The organism is Streptomyces sp. NPDC051576 (genome assembly GCF_040681835.1).
Classification (GTDB): domain Bacteria; phylum Actinomycetota; class Actinomycetes; order Streptomycetales; family Streptomycetaceae; genus Streptomyces.
This window is the reverse complement of record NZ_JBFAZO010000012.1, coordinates 132,353-152,731: the sequence shown is the minus strand read 5'-3', so window position 1 is coordinate 152,731 and position 20,379 is coordinate 132,353. Positions and strand designations below refer to the sequence as shown.

16 protein-coding genes are annotated in these 20,379 nt (G+C 69.7%); 12 read left to right on the top strand and 4 right to left on the bottom strand.

Features of this window, described 5'->3' with window-relative positions; all coding sequences use genetic code 11:
* Positions 1–15: 15 nt before the first annotated feature.
* Positions 16–543 (bottom strand): hypothetical protein, encoded by a 528-nt coding sequence (locus tag AB0M63_RS34205; protein ID WP_355913528.1) that lies wholly within the window; start codon positions 541–543, stop codon positions 16–18.
* 142 nt (positions 544–685) lie between these two features.
* On the opposite strand from AB0M63_RS34205, the gene AB0M63_RS34200 reads away from it, so the two are divergent.
* The 8 genes from AB0M63_RS34200 to AB0M63_RS34165 all read left to right on the top strand — a co-directional run bounded on the left by AB0M63_RS34200 (position 686) and on the right by AB0M63_RS34165 (position 11,178).
* Entirely contained in the window at positions 686–1,390 is a 705-nt protein-coding gene (locus AB0M63_RS34200; protein WP_355913531.1) for a response regulator transcription factor, read from the top strand.
* The gene (locus tag AB0M63_RS34195) at positions 1,387–2,814 is read left to right on the top strand and encodes a HAMP domain-containing sensor histidine kinase (RefSeq protein WP_355913534.1); all 1,428 of its coding nucleotides are present in this window, start codon (positions 1,387–1,389) and stop codon (positions 2,812–2,814) included. The genes AB0M63_RS34200 and AB0M63_RS34195 overlap by 4 nt, the downstream gene beginning before the upstream one ends.
* Before the next feature lie 109 nt (positions 2,815–2,923).
* The gene (locus tag AB0M63_RS34190) at positions 2,924–4,390 is read left to right on the top strand and encodes a cellulose binding domain-containing protein (protein ID WP_366022076.1); all 1,467 of its coding nucleotides are present in this window, start codon (positions 2,924–2,926) and stop codon (positions 4,388–4,390) included.
* Positions 4,391–4,664: 274 nt separating this feature from the next.
* Entirely contained in the window at positions 4,665–5,963 is a 1,299-nt protein-coding gene (locus AB0M63_RS34185) for an ABC transporter substrate-binding protein (RefSeq protein WP_355913540.1), read from the top strand.
* A complete protein-coding gene (locus AB0M63_RS34180; RefSeq protein WP_355913543.1) occupies positions 5,960–6,940 on the top strand; it encodes a sugar ABC transporter permease in 981 nt (326 codons plus the stop codon). Before AB0M63_RS34185 ends, AB0M63_RS34180 begins: the two co-directional genes overlap by 4 nt.
* Complete coding sequence (locus AB0M63_RS34175) at positions 6,937–7,830, top strand: carbohydrate ABC transporter permease (protein ID WP_355913546.1); 894 nt, start codon at positions 6,937–6,939, stop codon at positions 7,828–7,830. Before AB0M63_RS34180 ends, AB0M63_RS34175 begins: the two co-directional genes overlap by 4 nt.
* Before the next feature lie 40 nt (positions 7,831–7,870).
* Positions 7,871–9,187: a glycoside hydrolase family 36 protein gene (locus AB0M63_RS34170; RefSeq protein ID WP_366022075.1), complete on the top strand. Its 1,317-nt coding sequence runs from the start codon at positions 7,871–7,873 to the stop codon at positions 9,185–9,187.
* Positions 9,184–11,178 carry a beta-galactosidase gene (locus AB0M63_RS34165; protein WP_366022074.1) on the top strand — a complete coding sequence of 665 codons (1,995 nt, stop codon included), beginning with the start codon at positions 9,184–9,186 and terminating at the stop codon, positions 11,176–11,178. Before AB0M63_RS34170 ends, AB0M63_RS34165 begins: the two co-directional genes overlap by 4 nt.
* Before the next feature lies 1 nt (position 11,179).
* On the opposite strand, the gene AB0M63_RS34160 is transcribed toward AB0M63_RS34165, so the two are convergent.
* From AB0M63_RS34160 to AB0M63_RS34150, 3 genes are all read right to left on the bottom strand, one after another.
* Positions 11,180–11,896: a hypothetical protein gene (locus tag AB0M63_RS34160; RefSeq protein WP_366022073.1), complete on the bottom strand. Its 717-nt coding sequence runs from the start codon at positions 11,894–11,896 to the stop codon at positions 11,180–11,182.
* A 191-nt stretch (positions 11,897–12,087) separates the two neighbouring features.
* Complete coding sequence (locus tag AB0M63_RS34155) at positions 12,088–13,512, bottom strand: GH1 family beta-glucosidase (RefSeq protein WP_366022072.1); 1,425 nt, start codon at positions 13,510–13,512, stop codon at positions 12,088–12,090.
* Positions 13,513–13,622: 110 nt separating this feature from the next.
* Positions 13,623–14,666 carry a LacI family DNA-binding transcriptional regulator gene (locus tag AB0M63_RS34150; RefSeq protein ID WP_366022071.1) on the bottom strand — a complete coding sequence of 348 codons (1,044 nt, stop codon included), beginning with the start codon at positions 14,664–14,666 and terminating at the stop codon, positions 13,623–13,625.
* Positions 14,667–15,147: 481 nt separating this feature from the next.
* Here AB0M63_RS34150 and AB0M63_RS34145 point away from each other — a divergent pair, with 481 nt between their 5' ends.
* From AB0M63_RS34145 to AB0M63_RS34130, 4 genes are all read left to right on the top strand, one after another.
* Positions 15,148–16,470 carry an extracellular solute-binding protein gene (locus AB0M63_RS34145; protein ID WP_355923506.1) on the top strand — a complete coding sequence of 441 codons (1,323 nt, stop codon included), beginning with the start codon at positions 15,148–15,150 and terminating at the stop codon, positions 16,468–16,470.
* A 268-nt stretch (positions 16,471–16,738) separates the two neighbouring features.
* The gene (locus AB0M63_RS34140) at positions 16,739–17,731 is read left to right on the top strand and encodes a sugar ABC transporter permease (protein WP_355923508.1); all 993 of its coding nucleotides are present in this window, start codon (positions 16,739–16,741) and stop codon (positions 17,729–17,731) included.
* A gap of 14 nt (positions 17,732–17,745) precedes the next feature.
* Entirely contained in the window at positions 17,746–18,666 is a 921-nt protein-coding gene (locus tag AB0M63_RS34135; RefSeq protein ID WP_355923510.1) for a carbohydrate ABC transporter permease, read from the top strand.
* Between the two features lie 165 nt (positions 18,667–18,831).
* A complete protein-coding gene (locus tag AB0M63_RS34130; protein ID WP_355923512.1) occupies positions 18,832–20,286 on the top strand; it encodes a GH1 family beta-glucosidase in 1,455 nt (484 codons plus the stop codon).
* Positions 20,287–20,379: the final 93 nt, after the last annotated feature.

The following is a 20,379-nucleotide window of genomic DNA, read 5'->3' as shown; positions in this document are numbered from 1 at the left end:
CCGTCAGCGGTTCCTCTAGTAGTTGCCCACATCCACGCGCGGCGGTCCGTCGTGCCAGGTGCAGATCACCGACACCTTGTCCGTGCCCTTGGTGAACTCCACCCGGAGCCACGAGTCCGTCTTCCACACCTGCATCGCCCAGCCCGTCCCGGGCGTCGCCGACACGAGCGTCACATAGGCCGGGGCGAGGTCGAGCACCACCCGCCCGCCGTCGGTGGCGTAGCTCTTCACCTGGCCGGAGACGGACGTCGAGGGGGACGGGCTCGCCGTCGTCGTCCTCGTGGCGGTGGGGCCGGCGGTGGGGGTCGGCGTCGGAGTGCTCGACGGGCTCGGCGAGGACTCGGTGCGGGGCGTCGGAGAGGCCGGTGGCTGAGCGGCCTGCGCACTCGCGCCGGCCGCCGTGATGGGCAGGGCGCGCGGCGGATCGTAGGCCGTGCCCGTCATGACCGTGTGGACGCCCCACCAGGACAGCGTGACGGCCGCGCCGGTGGCGAGCGACCAGGCCAGCACGTGCGCGAATCCGTTGACGAGTCCTCTGGGCATCGCGGCCATACTGCCCCACGCGCCCCACAGGTGTCCCGCCGATCTCGCTCCGGCGGCGACAGCGCTCCCACCGGTTGTCCACAGAAGGGGAGTTGTCCACAGGCCCGGATACGGGTCGTCCACATGGCGTACGGTGCGGCGCATGGCAAGTGTGCTCGTGGTCGAGGACGACCAGTTCGTACGCTCGGCCCTCATCCGGCATCTGACCGATGCCGCGCACACGGTGCGCAGTGTCGGTACGGCACTTGAGGCGCTGCGCGAGGTCGCCCATTTCCGTTTCGACGTGGTCATCCTCGACCTCGGACTGCCCGACCTGGACGGGTCCGAGGCGCTGAAGATGCTGCGCGGGATCACCGACGTCCCGGTGATCATCGCCACCGCGCGGGACGACGAGACGGAGATCGTCCGGCTGTTGAACGCGGGGGCGGACGACTACCTCACCAAGCCCTTCTCGGTCGACCACCTCTCCGCCCGCATGTCCGCGGTCCTACGACGCTCCCGTGCCGCCACCGGCGAGGCACCCCCGTCCACGGTCATCCGCGTCGGCGGCCTCACCGTCGACCCGCTGCGCCGCCAGGCCGAGCTGGACGGCGTCCGACTCGACCTCACCCGCCGCGAGTTCGACCTCCTCGCCTTCCTGGCCGGCCGCCCCGGCGTCGTCGTACCGCGCAAGGAACTCCTCGCCGAGGTGTGGCAGCAGTCGTACGGCGACGACCAGACCATCGACGTCCATCTGTCGTGGCTGCGCCGGAAGTTGGGGGAGACGGCGGCCCGGCCGCGCTATCTGCACACCCTGCGCGGGGTCGGCGTGAAGCTGGAGCCACCGGGAGCGGAGTCCCTGCGATGAGGTGGGCACTGGTCAGGGTCTGTCTGGCGATCGCGGCGATGGTCGTCGTCGCCTTCGCGGTGCCGCTCGGCCTGGTCATCAAGGAGATGGCCCGCGACCGCGCCTTCTCGAACGCCGAGCGGGAGGCCGCCGCCGTCGCCCCCGCGCTCTCCATCACCACCGACCGGGACCAGTTGGAGAAGGTCGTCGCCTCCGCGGGCTCGAACTCCGGCGCGGACGCCGGGATGGCCGTGCACATACCGGCCGGGGACGGCAAGGCCGCCGTCGACATCGGTCGGCAGCGCGCCGCCGACAAGGACATCGCGACCGTACGGAAGGTGGGCCGCGCCTCCACCACCGAGGTGCCCGGCGGCTCGACCCTGCTCCAGCCGGTCGCGCTCAGCTCCGGCGAGATATCCGTCGTCGAGGTGTACGTCCCGGAGTCCGAGGTCACCAACGGCGTCGGTACGGCCTGGGCGGTGCTAGCCGGTGTCGGCCTCGCGCTGATCGTCGGGTCCGTCGCGGTCGCCGACCGGCTGGGCGTACGGATGGTGCAGCCCGCGCAGCGCCTCGTGGAGGGCGCGCACGAACTGGGGGAGGGGAAGCTGGGGGCGCGGGTGCCCGAGGAGGGGCCGACCGAACTGCGGCTGGCGGCGGTCGCGTTCAACTCCATGGCCGACCAGGTCGTACAACTGCTGGCGAACGAAAGGGAGTTGGCGGCCGACCTGTCGCACCGGCTGCGGACGCCGCTGACCGTGCTGCGGCTGAACGCGGCCTCGCTCGGTGACGGGCCTGCCGCCGAGCAGACGCGGACCGCCGTCGCGCAGTTGGAGCGGGAGGTCGACACGATCATCCGGACCGCGCGCGAGGCCAAGCCGCAGACGGTGGCGGCCGGGCCCGGTGCCGGGTGCGACGCGGCCGAGGTGGTGCGCGAGCGGATGCGGTTCTGGTCCGCGCTCGCCGAGGACGAGGGCCGCAAGGTGCGGGTGGCCGGGGTGGAGCGGCCGGTGCGGATACCCGTGGCCCGCGCCGACCTGGTCGCCGCGCTGGACGCCCTGCTCGGCAATGTGTTCCGGCACACCCCCGAGGGCACGGCCTTCGCGGTCGACGTGCACAACGGCGAGGACGCGGTGATCATGCTCGTCTCGGACGCCGGCTCCGGCATCCGGGACCCCGAGTCGGCGATGGCCCGCGGGCGCGGCTCCGGCAGCGCCGGGTCGACCGGGCTCGGCCTGGACATCGTGCGCCGGCTCGCGGAGTCGACGGGCGGGGACGTACGGATCGGCTCCTCGGTGCTCGGCGGCACGGAGGTGCGGATCTGGATCCAGTTGGACGGGCGGGAGCCCGAGCGCAGGGGCCATCGCGGGGCCGTACGACGGCGTCGGCGGTCCCGATCGGTCTCAGCATTGGTCTCGACCTTTAACCGTTCCCGATCCCTTCCTTAAGCGCACCCTAAGATCGCCAACCCCCGCCCGGATCAGGCGCTTTGCCCGATTCCGGCTCGCTAGCGTGCTGCCGCACCCACCCCCCGCGGACAGTGAAAGCAGGCACGCCATGAGCACGCACCGGCGCAGGATCAGCAACAGGAACAAGGTGATCGGCGGAGCGGTCGCCGCGGCGGTGGTCGGTGGCGGCGCGATCATGCTGACCGGCATCGCCCAGGCGGCGAGCGTCGGCGCGGCCTACACGCGGACCAGCGAGTGGTCGACGGGGTACACCGCGCAGTACGTCGTGACGAACACCACCGGTGCCAGGGAGAAGGACTGGACACTGGAGTTCGACCTGCCCTCCGGCTCGACGCTCAGCTCGCTGTGGAACGCCGAGTCGAGCGTGAGCGGCCGGCACGTCACCGTGAAGCCGCCGAAGTGGGACACGGACGGTCTCGCGGCCGGTGAGTCGGTCACCGTGGGCTTCGTGGTCAGCGGCACCGGCCAGCCGACCGGCTGCCTCATCGACGACGCCCAGTGCTCGGCGGACGGCACCGCGACGCCGGAGCCGAGTGGCCGCCCGACGCAGACCCCCACGCCGACCCCCACGGCCTCGTCGAAGCCCACCGCCTCGCCGACCCCCACGTCCACCCCCACCCCCACCGCCTCCCCGTCCCAGAGCAGCGGCACCGGGACGACGGCCGGCGCGGTCTTCGCCCCGTACGTCGACACCTCCCTCTACCCGGCCTACGACCTGCTCGCGAACGTCGCCGCGACCGGTGTGAAGAACTACACACTCGCCTTCATCACCGACGGCGGCGGCTGCACCCCGAAGTGGGGCGGTGTGACGGATCTCGCGAGCGACGGCGTGGCCTCCCAGATCGGCGCCCTGCGCGCCAAGGGCGGCGACGTCCGGGTCTCCTTCGGCGGTGCCTCCGGCTCCGAGCTGGCGACGACCTGCGGCTCGGCGAGCGCGCTGGCGACGGCCTACGGCAAGGTCGTGGACGCGTACGGCCTGACCAAGGTCGACTTCGACGTCGAGGGCGGCGCGCTGCCCAACACGGCGGCGAACACCATCCGCGCCCAGGCGATAGCCAAGCTCCAGCAGGAGCACCCGAACCTGGACGTCTCCTACACCCTCCCGGTGATGCCCGAGGGCCTCACCCAGGACGGGGTGAACCTGTTGTCCAATGCCAAGTCCAACGGCGTGAAGATCAACACGGTCAACATCATGGCGATGGATTACGGACCGGCGTACAGCGGAGATATGGGAACGTACTCACAGCAAGCGGCTACAGCGACTCAGGCCCAAGTCAAGAGCGTTCTCGGGCTTTCTGAAGGCGCAGCATGGAAAGCGGTTGCTGTAACGCCGATGATCGGTGTGAACGACGTGTCATCGGAGGTCTTCACGGTCGAGGACTCGAACCAACTGGTCGCGTTTGCCAAGGCGAAGGGTCTGGGTGGTCTCGCGATGTGGTCCGCGACCCGTGACAAGCAGTGCGCGGGAGGAGCCAAGCCCACCGCCGACGCGACCTGCAGTTCGATCACGCAGGCCCCGTCCGCCTTCTCCAAGGCCTTCTCCGCCTTCCAGTAGGCGCCCCACGGGCCCCGCGAGCCCCACAAGTCACCCACAGGCCCAGTTACCCCAGGCGGCTCAGGACGGACGCGCAGCCACTCGGCTGTGCGTCCGCTTCTTTTGCTCCATCGTGTCGATTACGTTTCGACAAATGAAGGCATCGGGTGTTGACGCATGACCAGACATAGGACTGTTATTACGCCACCGTGTTTGGTCGCGTTGGTTTCTGGTCGGTTACGACGACCTGGGGCGTGGCGCATTCCGGCCGAACCCCGTCCCTCAGGAGCCGTTCATGACCGACTTCTCTCTCCCCGCCGCCAGCCGCCGCTCAGTCCTGCGCGGGATAGGCGGCGCCGCCGTCCTCGGAGCCGGCATACCCCTGCTGAGCGCCTGCGGCAGCAGCGGTAGCTCGTCCGACCCGAAGACCGTCTCACTCGGCTCCAACGCGTCCGACGCGGTGCCGAAGAAGGCCTTCGCGAGCGTCTACGCGGACTTCAAGAAGACCTCCGGCATCACCGTCAAGGTCAACACGAAGGACCACAACACCTTCCAGGAGCAGATCAACTCCTACCTCCAGGGCACGCCGGACGACGTGTTCAACTGGTTCGCCGGCTACCGCATGCAGTTCTTCGCGGCCAAGAAGCTCGCCACGCCGATCGACGACGTCTGGGCGAAGATCGGGGACAACTTCCCCGACGCGATGAAGAAGCTCAGCAAGGGCGAGGACGGCAAGTACTACTTCGTGCCGCTGACCACGTACCCGTGGGCGATCTTCTACCGCAAGAGCCTCTTCGCGGCGAAGGGCTACTCCGTCCCCACCACCTGGGACCAGCTGGTCGCCCTCTGCAAGCAGATGAAGAAGGACGGGCTGGTCCCGATCGCCTTCGGCGACAAGGACGCCTGGCCGGCGATGGGCACCTTCGACCAGATCAACTTCCGCCTCAACGGCTACGACTTCCACAAGGCGCTGATGGCGGGCACCGAGTCGTGGACCGACGCCAAGGTCAAGGCCGTCTTCGACCACTGGGCCGAGCTGCTCCCGTACCACCAGGACGGCTTCATGGGCCGCACCTGGCAGGACGCCGCCCAGGGCATCGTGTCGAAGAAGTCCGGCATGTACCTCCTCGGCTCCTTCGTGGCACAGCAGTTCACCAACAAGGCCGACCTCGACGACCTCGACTTCTTCGCCTTCCCGGAGATCAACTCCGCGTACGGCCAGGACACCGTCGAGGCGCCCACCGACGGCTTCATGGTCAGCAAGGCCCCGAAGAACCACGACGGTGTCGTGAAGCTCATGGAGTACCTGGGCAGCCCAGCGGCCGAGGAGCTCTACCTCAAGACCGACCCGAGCGTGGTGGCCGCCTCCAACAAGGCCTCCACCGCCGCGTACTCGCCGCTGCAGAAGAAGGCGTTCGACATGATCGGCGCCGCCAAGAGCCTCACCCAGTTCATGGACCGCGACTCCCGTCCGGACTTCACCTCGACGGTGATGCAGCCCGGACTGCAGAAGTTCCTCCAGAACCCCAAGGGCGTCGACAGTCTGCTGACGTCGATCGAGCGCCAGAAGAAGACGATCTTCGCCTCCTCATGATCTCCGAGACGACCACGACGAGCCCGGAGGCGGACGCCGTTCCGTCTCCGGGCCCCGCGCCTGAGAAGAAGCGGGTCCCGAAGGGCCACAAGCGCCTGCTGACCCGCCGTGACCGCATCACGCTCGCCTTCATGGCGGGCGTACCGACGGTTCTGCACGTGGCCCTCGTATGGGTCACCGCCCTCGCCTCGATCGCCCTGGCCTTCACCAGCTGGGACGGCATCGGCTTCGACACGATCAAGTGGGTGGGGCTGGACAACTTCCGCCAGCTGTTCACCGACAACCCGCAGTTCTGGCCCGCCCTGCAGCACAACGTCATCTGGTTCGTCGTGCTCATCCTCCTGCCGACGCCCTTCGGCCTGTTCCTGGCCGTCCAGCTGGACAAGAACATCCGCTTCAGCCGCGTCTACCAGACCGCGTTCTTCCTGCCGGTCGTCATGTCGCTGGCGGTCACCGGATTCGTCTGGCAGCTGATCTACAACCCCGACACCGGCCTGATCAACAGCCTCATCGGCGCCAACAAGCCGGGCCACTACATCGACTGGATCGGCGACCCCAAGCTCAACCTGTGGGCCGTCCTGATCGCCGCGTCCTGGCGGCACGCCGGCTACATGATGATCCTGTACCTGGCCGGCCTCAAGGGCGTCGACCCGTCCCTGCGGGAGGCCTCCGCACTGGACGGCGCCAACGAGTGGCAGACGTTCAAGAACGTCATCTTCCCGACGCTGCGCCCCACCAACACGGTCGTCCTGGTCGTCACCATCATCGAGTCGCTGCGCGCCTTCGACCTGGTGTGGGTCTTCAACAAGGGCGCCCAGGGCACCGAGTTGCTGTCGATCCTGATCACCAACAACATCATCGGCGAGTCCAGCCGGATCGGTTACGGATCGGCGATCGCCGTCGTCCTGCTGGTCATCTCCCTCGCGGTCATCATTCCGTACCTGATCGCGACCTTCCGGAAGGAGCGGCGCGCATGACCACCCCCACCGCCGCGCTCGGCGTGAAGCAGCGCACCCCGCTGCGCCCGGCCCGGGTCCTGCTGCACACGTTCCTCGTCGTCACCTCGCTGGCCTGGCTCGCCCCGCTGCTGTGGGCGGTCTACGCGGCCCTGCGCCCGTACTCGGAGACCAGCAACAAGGGCTACGTCTCCTGGCCGGACACGCTGAACTTCGACAACTTCAAGAACGCGTTCCAGCAGTCCGACATGATCCACTACTTCGTCAACACGCTGATCATCGCGGTCCCGGCCGTGGTGCTCACGCTGCTGTTGTCGTCGATGGTCGCGTTCTACGTCAGCCGCTTCGACTTCCGGCTGAACATCTTCCTGCTGCTGGTGTTCACGGCCGGCAACCTGCTGCCGCAGCAGGTCATCATCACCCCGCTGTACCGCATGTACCTGCTGATCGACCTGCCCGGCATCACGATGAGCGGCAAGCTCTACGACTCCGCGCTCGGCCTGGTCCTCATCCATGTGGCGTTCCAGTCCGGCTTCTGCGCCTTCGTGCTCAGCAACTACATGCGGATGCTGCCGCACGAGCTGACCGAGGCGGCCCTGGTGGACGGCGCGTCCGTCTGGCGCCAGTACTGGCAGATCGTGCTGCCCCTGTGCAAGCCCGCGATGGCGGCCCTGGCCACCCTGCTCTCGATCTGGATCTACAACGATTTCTTCTGGGCGATCGTGCTGATCTCGACCGGCGAGAACATGCCGATCACCTCGGCCCTGAACAACCTCTCCGGCCAGTACTTCACCGACCCCAACCTGGTCGCCGCCGGCGCCCTGCTCACCGCGATCCCGACCCTGATCGTGTACTTCGCGCTCCAGCGCCAGTTCGTCAGCGGTCTCACGCTGGGCGCCAACAAGGGCTGACGGCCCGCCCGTCGCGCCCTTCTGTCGAAAGAGAACCACCGTGTACGACCACCCCTTCACCCCGCTCGTCTCCGTCCCCGTGGACCCGCGCACCGCCCGGGTCCACGAGGAGGGCTGGCAGTCCTGGAGTCCGAGCGGCGCCTACGCCCTCGGCGCCCGGCCGCACCGGCCGACCGACGCCAACTGGGCGACGGTGTGCTACCGCCCCGGCGCCACCGTCCCGGCCGGCGTCTTCCAGGGCGAGGGCCTGCTCGCCCTCGACCCCGGCGACGGCTCACCGGCCCGCCTGTGGGCGGCGGTCGACCCCACCGGATCGGTCCCCTCGATCCGGCTGGCCGTACGGGACGGGGTGGCCGAGGTCGCCGCCGACGGCCCGGTGAAGGAGTGGACGGGCACCAGCGTCCAAGCGGTGCTGGGCGACTGGGCCGACGCCCTCGGCGTCCCGGACCCCCGCCCGGCGCCGACGGTCTGGTGCTCCTGGTACGAGTACTTCACCGCCGTCACCGAGGACGACATCCACGAGAACCTGCGCGCGATGGACACCCTCGACCTCCCCATCGACGTCGTCCAGATCGACGACGGCTACCAGAAGGCGCTGGGCGACTGGCTCACGCTGTCCGGCCGCTTCCGCTCCCGGGCCGCGATGGCCGACGCGATCCGGGCCCGGGGCCGCAGGGCGGGCATCTGGACGGCGCCCTTCCTGGTCGACCCCGCGAGCGACCTCGCCGCCGAGCACCCGGACTGGCTGGTGCGCGACGCGGCGGGCGGCTTCGCGCACGCGGGCCGCAACTGGGGCCACGACCTGTGCGTCCTGGACATCACCCACCCGGGCGCGGCGGCCTACCTGACCACCGTCTTCGCCACTCTCCGCGCCGAGGGCTACGACTACTTCAAGACCGACTTCCTGTACGCGGGCGCCCTGGACGGCGTACGCCACAGGGAAGTCGACGCCGTCGAGGCCTACCGGACCGGCATCGCGCTGATCCGTGCGGCGATCGGCGAGGACGCCTATCTGCTGGGCTGCGGCGCGCCGATCCTCCCCTCCATCGGCCTGTTCGACGCGATGCGGGTCAGCCCCGACACGGCACCGCACCGCCGCCCCGAGGCCGACGACTACTCCCAACCCGGCCAGGATCCAGCCGAGTTCACGGGCGCGGCCCGCCAGTGGCAGCACGGCCGCCTCTGGGTCAACGACCCCGACTGCCTGATGGCCCGCCCCGCGGTGGAGACCAGGGAACGCTGGGCCGCCCATGTGGAGGCCACCGGCGGCCTGATGGCCTCCAGCGACCGCCTGCTCTCCCTTGACCAGTGGGGCGTGACGACAACCCGCCGCCTCCTGACGGGAGTTGAGCGATGACCATCGCATACGGCGGCGACTACAACCCCGAGCAGTGGCCCGAGGAGGTCTGGGCCGAGGACATGCGCCTGATGCGCGAGGCCGGGGTGACGATGGTCAGCATCGGCATCTTCTCCTGGGCCCTGCTGGAACCGGCCGAGGGCGTCTACGACTTCACCCTCCTGGACCGCGTCCTGGACCTGCTCCAACACAACGTCATAGCGGCCGACTTGGCGACCCCGACGGCGGCACCCCCGGCCTGGTTCTTCCGCGCGCACCCGGAGGCCCTGCCGGTCGACCGGGACGGCCGGAGACTGTCGTACGGCAGCCGCCAGACCTTCTGCCCGTCGAGCCCCGCGTACCGTGAGGCGGCGCTGCGGATGGCGGGCGAGCTGGCACGCCGTTACGCCGACCACCCGGCACTCGCGATGTGGCACATCCACAACGAGTACGGCTGCCACAACCCGGCCTGCTACTGCGACGAGAGCGCGGAGGCGTTCCGGCGCTGGCTGCGCGCGAGGTACGGAGACAGCCTGCCGGCCCTCAACACCGCCTGGGGTACGACCTTCTGGAGCCAGTGGTACTACGACTGGAACGAGGTCCTGCCGCCCCGCGCGACCGGCGCGGTCCCCAACCCGACCCACCAACTGGACTGGCGCCGCTTCTGCAGCGACGAGCTGCTGTCCCTGTACAAGGCGGAGCGGGAGGTGCTGCGCGAGGCGGCCCCGGCAACCCCCGCCACCACGAACTTCATGGTGATGTTCAACTTCGACGCGCTGGACTACTGGCGCTGGGCACCGGAGTTGGACGTGGTGTCGAACGACCACTACCTCCGCTCCACGGACCCCGAGTCGGAGATCGACATCGCGATGAGCGGCGACCTGGTCCGCTCCCTCGCGGGCGGCCGCCCGTGGCTGCTGATGGAGCACTCGACGGGCGCCGTGAACTGGCAGCCGGTCAACAGGGCCAAGTCCGCAGGGGAGTTGCGCCGCAACGCGCTCGCCCACGTGGCCCACGGCGCCGACGGCATCGCCTACTTCCAGTGGCGGGCGGCGAAGGCGGGCGCCGAACAGTGGCACTCGGCGATGCTCCCGCACGCGGGCACGGACAGCGCCATCTGGCGGGACGTGGTCCAACTGGGCGCGGATCTAAGGTCGTTGGCGGAGGTAGAGGGAAGCACCGGCACCGCCTCGGTGGCCGTCGTCTGGGACTGGAGCGCCCGCTGGGCCCTGGAACTCCCCTCCCAGCCGAGCGAGGAGCTCCGCTACCTGGACCAAGTCCGCTCCTGGTACGAGCCGTTGTGGCGCACCGGAGTGGCGGTCGACTTCGTACGCCCCGACGCGGACCTGTCCCCGTACCGCCTGGTGTTGGCGCCGAGCCTCTACCTGGTGGACGAGACGGGCGCGGCCAACCTGACCGCCTTCGCCGCGTCCGGCGGCACGCTGGTCGTCGGCTTCCACAGCGGCGCGGTGGACGAGAACTGCCATGTACGGCTGGGCGGTTACCCCGGCGCGTTCCGCGAGGCACTGGGCATACGGACGGACGAACTGTTCCCGTTGCTGCCGGGCGAGTCGCTCGGCCTGAGCGGCGGGGGTACGGCTTCCCTGTGGTCGGAGCGGGTCGCGCTGGCGGGCGCCGAGCCGATCACGTCGTTCGCCGAGGGCCCGCTTACGGGCGTACCGGCCATAACACGAAACACGCACGGCACCGGCACGGCCTGGTACGTGGCCACGCGCCCCGACCCGGCAACCCTCGGGGCCCTCCTGGACCGCATCCGCGCGGAGGCGGGAGTGGAGCCGGTGCGGGTGACGCCGGAGGGAGTGGAGGCGGTGGTGCGACGCGGGTCGGAGGCGGACTACCTGTTCCTCATCGACCACGCGGGGCGGGGCGCCGAGGTGCCGGTCGCGGCCGGGGCGGTCGAACTCCTCACCGGTGGGCGGGCGTTGGACGGTCCGGTGATTGTCCCGCCGGGCGGGGTGGCGGTGGTCCGGGAGCCGCGCCGACGGGACTGACTCAGAACGGCCCGGGGCCGCCGAAGCCCCCGAACCCACCAGGCCCCCCGCCGAACATCCCACCGTGCGGCCCATGGTGATGGAACCCGTCGAACAACGCGTCCGCGAGCAACATCCCACCGACACCGGCGGCACCCGCGACGAGGGCGGTCTTCCACCACGGGGTGCTGTACCAACCCCCGGGCATGGAACGGCCGTTGACGACGCCGCCGGGGTAGTAGTACGGCGTGCGCGTGCCGGGCCGTGCGGAGGCGGTGTACGTCTGCCCACCGACCGTGACCTGCCCACCGGCACCCTGCTCCGGCAGCGCCGGCCCCGGGTCCAGGCCCAGCGCGCTGCGGGCGGTCCGGATGTGATGCAGCCCCTCGATGGCGGTCTGCGTCACCAGTCCGTACTGCATGGGGGAGTAGGCGGTGGCGAGCTGTCCCTCGGCCGCCCGGTGCCGCTCGGCGGCATCGGCGAGCGCCTGCCGCGCGGCCGTGTTGCCACCCGCGTCCAGCGTGGACAGACTCCCCCCGAGCCGCTCCACCCAGCGGGTGGCTTCGGCACCGGCGTCGGCATCGGCGTCGTAGCTCTGCGAAGCGAGTCCGGGTGCGGCTCCGGCTCCGGGGACGTAACCGGTCCCGAACCGCGAACTCCCGCCCGCCGCCTGCCTCTTACCGAACGCGACCGCCCCGCCGACGATCAGGGCCAGCAGCACCAACACGATGAAAAACATGACGTCCTCCCGTCTTCGCCGGGATCGAATCACCCCGTACATGGAGATCAGACGTCTTGGGGCTGAGGGGTTGCTGGAGGGGGTCTGAGGGGTGGCTGTGAATGAGGTGAACGGGCCTCAACGGGACAACCCGCGGGGCGCGGCACGTCCCCTAGGCGTGCCGCGCCCCGTCCCCCGGAGTCCCCCGTCGGTCAGACGCCCCCCACCGTCGGCAGTACGCCGGTCCGCGCCGCCTCGCCGTACCACCGCGCGCTCGACTTCGGCGTGCGCGCCAGTGTCGCGTAGTCCACGTACACGGCCCCAAACCGCTTCTCGTACCCGTACGCCCACTCGAAGTTGTCCATCAGGGACCACAGGTAGTAGCCGCGTACGTCCGCCCCGTCCGCGATCGCCCGCCGTACCGCCGACAAGTGGCCGTGGAGGTAGGCGATCCGCTCGGGGTCGTGGACGTTGCCCTCGGGGTCGGGCTTGTCGTCGTAGGCCGCGCCGTTCTCCGTGACGTACAGCGGCAGGTCCGGTGCTTCTCGGACGTAGCGCATGATCAGGTCGTAGAGGCCCGTCGGGTCGATCGTCCAGCCCATCTCCGTGCGCTCGCCCGGGGTCTGGAGGAACGCGACGTCGTCCGCGCCGGGCCAGGGGGAGTACGCGCTCAGGCCGTGGCCGTCGGCGCGCGGGCCCACCGAAGCCGAGGCCGCCGCCTCCACGAGGGTCGGCGTGTAGTAGTTCAACCCCAGAGCGTCCAGCGGCTGGTGAATGAGTGTCAGGTCGCCGTCGTGGACGTACGACCAGTCCGTGACCGACCTCGTCCCGTCGAGCAGCGACTGCGGATACGACCCGTGCAGCATCGGACCGTGGAACACCCCGTTGGCCAGGTCGTCGATCTTCCGGGCCGCCGCCAGGTCCGCAGGAGACTGCGAAGCGGGCCTGACCACCGACGAGTTGAGGCTCACCGCGATCGAGTTGCGGGCCGGCATCGCGGCGCGCAGCGCCGAAGTGGCCAGACCGTGCGCCAGGTTGAGGTGATGGGCGGCCTTCAGCGATGCCGCCGCGTCCGTGCGGCCCGGCGCGTGCACCCCCGAGCCGTAGCCCAGGAACGCGCTGCACCAGGGCTCGTTGAGCGTGATCCACTGCTCCACGCGGTCGCCCAGCGCCTCGCCCACGATCTGCGCGTACTCGGCGAAGCGGTACGCGGTGTCGCGCTCCGGCCAGCCGCCCGCGTCCTCCAACTCCTGGGGCAGGTCCCAGTGGTAGAGGGTGAGCGCCGGCTTGATGCCCACGGCCAGCAGTTCGTCGACCAGGCGGCGGTAGAAGTCCAGGCCGACCTGGACCGCGGGGCCCCGGCCGGTCGGCTGCACGCGCGGCCAGGAGACCGAGAAGCGGTACGCCCTCAGGCCCAGGTCCGCCATCAACGCCACGTCGTCGCGGTAGCGGTGGTAGTGGTCGACAGCGATGTCGCCGTGCTCGCCACCGGCTGTACGGCCCGGCGTATGACTGAAGGTGTCCCAGATCGAGGGCGTGCGACCGTCCTCCCGCACCGCCCCCTCGATCTGGTAAGCGGAGGTCGCGGCCCCCCAGAGGAAGGCAGGAGGAAACGTCACGGTCGTCAGGTCGGGCATGGAATCGCTCCCATGGGGTCGGGTGGCGCCCATTATGCATGGGAGCGCTCCCATGCACAAAGGGGGTCCGCCCTCCCGATACGCCGGCCCAGGCCCTCCCGGTACACCGCTCAGGCGGACTCCCGTACCACCAGCCGGGTCGGCAGGACCACTTCGCGGTGATCGCCGCCGCGGTGGGCGATCTCGTGCAGCAGGAGGGTCGCCATGGTCCGGCCCATCTCCTCCAGGGGCTGACGGACGCTGGTCAGCGGAGGATCGATGTGCCGGGCCACGGTCGAGTCGTCGAAGCCGATGACGGCGACGTCGTGCGGCACGCGTCGGCCCGCCGCGCGCAGTTCCAGCACGGCACCCGACGCCATCACGTCGGACGCGGCGAAGACCGCGTCGAGGTCGGGCCGTCGGTGCAGCAGTTCCCGCATGGCCGCGCGTCCGCCCTCCTCCCGGAAGTCGCCGTACGCGATCAGGTCCTCGTCGACGGCCATGCCCACGCGCTCCAACGCCTCGCGGTAGCCGTCGAGTCGGGCCTGGGCGGCGTCCATGTCCAGTGGGCCCGTGATGGTGCCGATGATCCGGCGCCCCCTGGCCAGCAGGTGCTCGACCGCGCTCCGGGCGCCTCCGCTGTTGTCCGCGCGGACATGCCCGAGCCGTTCCCCGGGGCCGCGCCGGCCGGCGAGCACGGTCGGTACGGCGAGCTCGTGCAGCCGGTCGGGCAGCGTGTCGCCGCTGTGGACCGAGAGCATCAGCACACCGTCCACCCGATGCGCGGACAGGTAGGTGGCGAGCCGCGCGTACTCCTTCTCGTCCGGCACCAGGACCAGCAGCAACTGCATCCCGGCGGTTGCCAGTTCGGCGGACACGCCGCGGATGATCTCCGAGAAGTAGGGCTCGGAGAAGAGCCGGGCCTGGCCCTCGGGAACGACCACGGCGACCGAGTCGGTACGGCGGCTGGCCAGGGAGCGGGCGGCCGGGTTGGGGATGTAGCCGAGTTCGGCGATCGCCTGTTCCACGGCCGCGCGGGTGGGGGCGCTCACCTTGGGGGAGCCGTTGATGACCCGGGAGACCGTGCCGCGGCCGACACCGGCGAGGGCGGCCACGGCGTTGAGGGTCGGGCGCCGGACGTCCGCGCGCGGGAGCGGCTGCTCGGCAGGGCTCATTGTTCACCTTCCGGCGATCAGTGGGGGCTGGCCTCATTCTGGCCCAGAAATTCGGGCAACGGCCCGGACGGACCCGGTCGGCTCCCGGTCCGCACGGCGGACCCTTGAACGACCTGCGTGAATGCTGTGCGGGACCGGCCGGTGGCGCCTGATGGAGCGACACATTCACGTGACGTGCGGAACACGCTTGCGCAACAACGCCGTTTTCAAGTCTTGACACCCGGCCCGGCACGAAGGAGTCTTCCGGCATGCCGCGTGGGAGCGGTCCCACGGAACCTCGGGGACCTTCTCCCGTGTGGACCGAACCACCAACGGCCCGTCCCTCTGCCTCGCCTGAAACACCGTTGACCAGCACCTTTTCACCGCACGCCCAGTGCTGTGTGCTGGCCGCTGCTCGAAAAGAGAGGGCAGGTCCGGATCGTCGAGCCTCGGCGGTCCGATTCCTGAGATCCCGTTCCCCACTGGAACAAGGAGTAGTGGAATGCGCATCACCCGTACCGCCGGCGGCCGCGGCCGCAGAGTGGCGGCCGTGACCACGACGGTCCTGACGGCCTCCGCCCTGCTGCTGACCGGCTGCAGCAGCGACGACAGCTCCTCGGAAGCCAAGGACTCGAACGGGAACATCACTCTCACGGTGGCCGACTTCGGTCAGTTCGGTTACAAGGAAGCCGGCCTGTTCGCCCAGTACCACAAGCTGCACCCGAACATCACGGTGAAGGAAAACACCACCGCCAACGAGCAGGACTACTACCCGAAGCTTCTTCAGCAGCTGAACACGGGCAGCGGCCTCGGGGACGTCACGGGCATCGAGGTCGGCCGTATCAAGGAGGTCGTCGACACCCAGGCGGCCAAGTTCACCGACCTCAGCAAGACGATCGACGTGAGCGACTGGGTCTCCTGGAAGGAGAAGCAGGCCACCGCGTCGGACGGTTCGGTCATAGGCGCCGGCACCGACATCGGCCCGATGTCCCTGTGCTACCGCTCGGACCTCTTCAAGGCGGCGGGTCTGCCGACCGACCGGGACGCCGTCGCCAAGGCCGTCGCGGGCGGCTGGGAGGACTACCTCAAGCTCGGTGAGCAGTTCAAGAAGAAGGCCCCCAAGGGCACTTACTTCATGGACTCCGCGAGTGCCATGTACAACGCGGTGGTCAGTTCCTCCGCGGAGCAGTACTACGACGCTTCCGGCAAGGCGGTCTACAAGGACAGCCCGGCCGTGCAGCAGGGCTGGAACCTGGCCGCGGAAGCCGCGTCCAAGAAGCTGACGCAGGGCCTGCCCCAGTTCACCGACGCCTGGACGGCGGCGCTGCGCAAGGGCACCGTGGCCACTGTGGCGTGCCCCGCCTGGATGGCCGGCCAGATCTCCATCAACTCCGGTGACGCCTACAAGGGCAAGTGGGACATCGCCCGGGCGCCCGGCACCAGCGCGGGCAACTGGGGCGGCTCCTTCCTGGCCGTGCCCAAGAGCGGCAAGCACGTCAAGGAAGCCGGCGACCTGGTCAAGTGGCTGACCTCTCCCGAGCAGCAGGCCGCCGTCTTCAAGGCGATCGGTGTCTTCCCGTCGAACAAGGGCGCCTACGAGCTCGCCGACGTGAAGAGCGCGACGCTGCCGTACTTCAACGACGCCCCGATCGGCCAGATCTACGCCGACGAGGCGAAGGCCATCCCGGAGGCCGTGCTCGGCCCGAAGGACGGCACGATCAAGGACACGATCTCCACGCAGATCAACAACATGGAGACGCGGGGCACCTCGCCCGCCAAGGCGTGGAAGGCCGCGACGGACTCGATCGACAAGGTGATCGGCTGACCCAAGCCGCGGTGCGGGCGGCCCGGCGGCCGCCCGCACCGCGCTACGTGCCTGGGGCCGTGCGGTGGCTCCTGCCGTAGGCGCGGGGCCGACCGCACCGGCCCCGGTCGTCAGGTGCCGGTCTTCTCCGCGGTGTTCGGCGCACACTCACCGGACACCGCCGCACCGTGTCCGCCGGGACCACCGACCGGGTACGACGACGTGTCCCAGGCCGGATGCCCGCGCCCCCGCCCGTACCCCGGCCGAGATCCAGGGAAGGACTCCCTCCGTGGCAACGACAACCCCCACACGGGGTGCCCCCGTCCCGCCACCCGGCGGCACCACCGTCGCGTCGAACGGACGCGGCGCCTGGCGCAGCCGGCTGTGGCGCTTCGACGACAAGGCGTCTCCGTACGCGTACATCGCCCCCTTCTTCCTCATCTTCGGCGCCTTCGGCCTCTATCCGATGCTGTACACGGGCTGGATAGCCCTGCACCGGGTGGAGATGACGAGCCTGAACCAGTCCGAGTGGGTCGGCTGGCACAACTTCGCCACGATCCTCCAGGACTCCGAGTTCTGGACGGCCGTCACCAACACCTTTGTCATCGGCGTCATTTCGACCGTCCCGCAGCTCCTGATGGCCCTGGGCCTGGCCCACCTGCTCAACTACAAGCTGCGTGCCAGCACGGTCTGGCGGACGGTGATCCTCACCCCGTACGCCACCTCGGTGGCCACCGCCGCCCTCGTCTTCGCCCTGGTCTTCCGGGCCGACGGCGGTCTGCTCAACTGGGTGCTCCACTTCGTCGGTGTCGGCAACACCGACTGGGGCAACGGGGAGTGGACGTCCAAGATCGCCATCTCGATCATCGTGATCTGGCGCTGGACCGGCTACAACACCCTGATCTATCTGGCGGCCATGCAGTCCGTGCCCGCCGACCTCTACGAAGCGGCCTCGATCGACGGAGCGACGCGCTGGCAGCAGTTCCGCAAGGTGACCATTCCCTCGCTGCGACCGACGATCCTGTTCACCATCGTCATCTCGACCATCGGTTCCATGCAGCTGTTCGGTGAGCCGCTGCTGCTCCAGGGCGGCACGCTCGGCTCCACCGGAGGCAGCGAGCACCAGTACGAGACGCTCAGCATCTATCTCTTCAACTACGGCTGGAAGCTCGGGCATCTGGGCCCGGCCGCCGCCGTGGCCTGGGCCATGCTCGTCCTGCTGCTGCTCATCGCCTTGATCAACTGGATCGTCGGCCGGCTCGTGCGCAACAGCGCGGCCTGACGGGAGCGATATCGATGACCACGACCAGTCCCACCCCGACCACGCCGGACCTCGACCCGGCGCCGCTTCCCGTCACCCCGGGCACAGGCCGCCGACGCTTCAAGATCGGCGCCGGCCAGCAGCTCAAGGGCGGCCCCTTCACCTACGCCACCCTGACCGTCGTCGGCCTGCTTTCGATCTTCCCGCTGTACTGGACGCTGGTGGCCGCCTCGCACGACCAGCAGCGGGTCCTCGACAGCCCACCACCGCTCGTGCCGGGCGGCCGGCTGTGGAGCAACCTCCAGGCGGCCTGGGACCAGGCCCACCTGGGGAAGGCCATCGTCAACACCGTCGTGGTGGCCGGATCCATCACCGCGGCCACGCTGTTCTTCTGCACCCTCGCCGGCTACGCCTTCGCCAAGATGCGCTTCCGCGGCCGTGGCGTCCTGATGACGGCGGTCATCGCCACCCTGACGATCCCGCCCCAACTCAGCGTCGTACCGCTGTTCATGATGATGGCCGACATCGGCTGGGGCGGAAAACTGGAGTCGGTGATCTTCCCGACCCTCGTCGGCGCCTTCGGTGTCTTCTTCATGCGCCAGTACCTGCTGGAGGCCCTGCCCTACGAGCTCATCGAGGCGGCCAAGGTGGACGGGGCGACCAACATCCGCATCGTCTGGAACGTGGTCCTGCCCGCGGCCAGGCCCGCGATGATGGTGCTCGGGATGCTCACCTTCGTACAGGCGTGGAACGACTTCTTCTGGCCCTTCCTCGCCCTGAACCAGGACAACCCCACCATCCAGGTGGCGCTCGGCCAGCTCAGCGCCTCCTACACCCCCGACCAGAGCATCGTCATGGCCGGAGCCCTGATCAGCACCCTGCCGCTGCTGCTGGTGTTCGTGATCTTCGGCAAGCAGATCATCGGAGGCATCATGGCGGGCGCCGTCAAGGGCTGACGCCGGCCACCGACTCCGCTCGCGCAAGCCCTGTTCACCGTCCAGTACGGCCCGCCCCGCACGCGGGCCGTACCCGGCGGGGTGCCCGTCGTCGTGCCCCGTCCGCTTCCCCTCTCCGCCGGATCGCCGTCCGGCCTTCACCCACCCCACTCCGGGAGCGCTCACATGACTGCCGTCCGACATGAGACCAAGGCCGCGCCGGCCCCCGTCACCTCCTTCCCTCCGGGCTTCGTCTGGGGTGCCGCCACCGCCGCCTACCAGGTGGAGGGCGCCGCCGCGGAGGACGGCAGGACCCCCTCCATCTGGGACACCTTCAGTCACACGCCCGGGAAGGTGCGCAACGGCGACACCGGTGACATCGCCGCCGACCACTACCACCGCTACCGCGACGACGTGGCGCTGATGAAGGACCTCGGCCTGAAGGCGTACCGGTTCTCCATCTCCTGGTCCCGGGTTCAGCCCACCGGCCGCGGACCCGCCGTCGAGCGGGGTCTCGACTTCTACCGCAAGCTCGCCGACGAACTCCTGGCGGCGGGCATCACCCCCGTCGCCACCCTCTACCACTGGGACCTGCCACAGGAGTTGGAGGACGCGGGTGGCTGGCCGCAGCGCGACACCGCACACCGTTTCGCGGACTACGCCGAGATCATGGGCCGTGCCCTCGGTGACCGCGTCGGGCTGTGGACCACCCTCAACGAGCCCTGGTGCAGTGCCTTCCTGGGCTACGGCTCCGGGGTGCACGCGCCGGGCCGCACCGACCCGGCGGCCACCCTGCGCGCCGCCCACCACCTCAACCTCGGCCACGGCCAGGCGATCGGGATGCTGCGCTCGGTCCTGCCGGCGTCCGCGCAGACCTCCATCACCCTCAACCTGCACCAGGTCCGTCCGCTCACCGAAAGTGCCCAGGACGCGGAGGCCGCCCGCCGTATCGACGCGGTCGGCAACAGGATCTTCACCGGCCCGATCCTGGACGGCGCCTATCCCGAGGACCTGCTCGCCGACACCGCGCACCTCGTCGACTGGACGGAGCTGGTGCGGGACGGCGACCTCGCCGAGATCTCCCGGCCCATCGACGTGCTCGGCGTCAACTACTACGCGCCGACCGTCGTCTCGGCGAGCGACGGCTCCGGCGCCACCAAGAACGACGGACACGGCGCGAGCGACCACTCTCCGTGGACCGGCTCCGACGATGTCGACTTCCACCTCGCCAACGACCGGCTCACCGCGATGAACTGGGCCATCGACCCCAGCGGCCTGCACACCCTGCTGACCGGTCTCGCCGCGTCGCACCCGGGACTGCCGCTGATGGTCACCGAGAACGGCGCCGCGTTCGACGACTACGTCTCTCCCGAGGGCCGGGTGAACGACCCGCAGCGGATCGACTACCTGCACTCCCACCTGGACGCCGTCCGCCGGGCCGTCGCCGACGGAGCCGACGTACGCGGCTACTTCCTGTGGTCGCTACTGGACAACTTCGAATGGTCCTACGGCTATTCGAAGCGTTTCGGTGCCGTCTACGTCGACTACTCCACCCAGCGCCGCATCCCCAAGGCGAGCGCCCACTGGTACGCCGAGGTGATCCGGGGCAACGCGCTGCCGCCCGCCGGCGCACCCGGGTGAGGCCCGGCTCGGCGAGCGAAAGCCCCGGTCGGCGGGGGAGGATGGAAGGGGGCAGCCGGGCCTGACTGTTACATTCCTGGCCTGAAAGCTGCG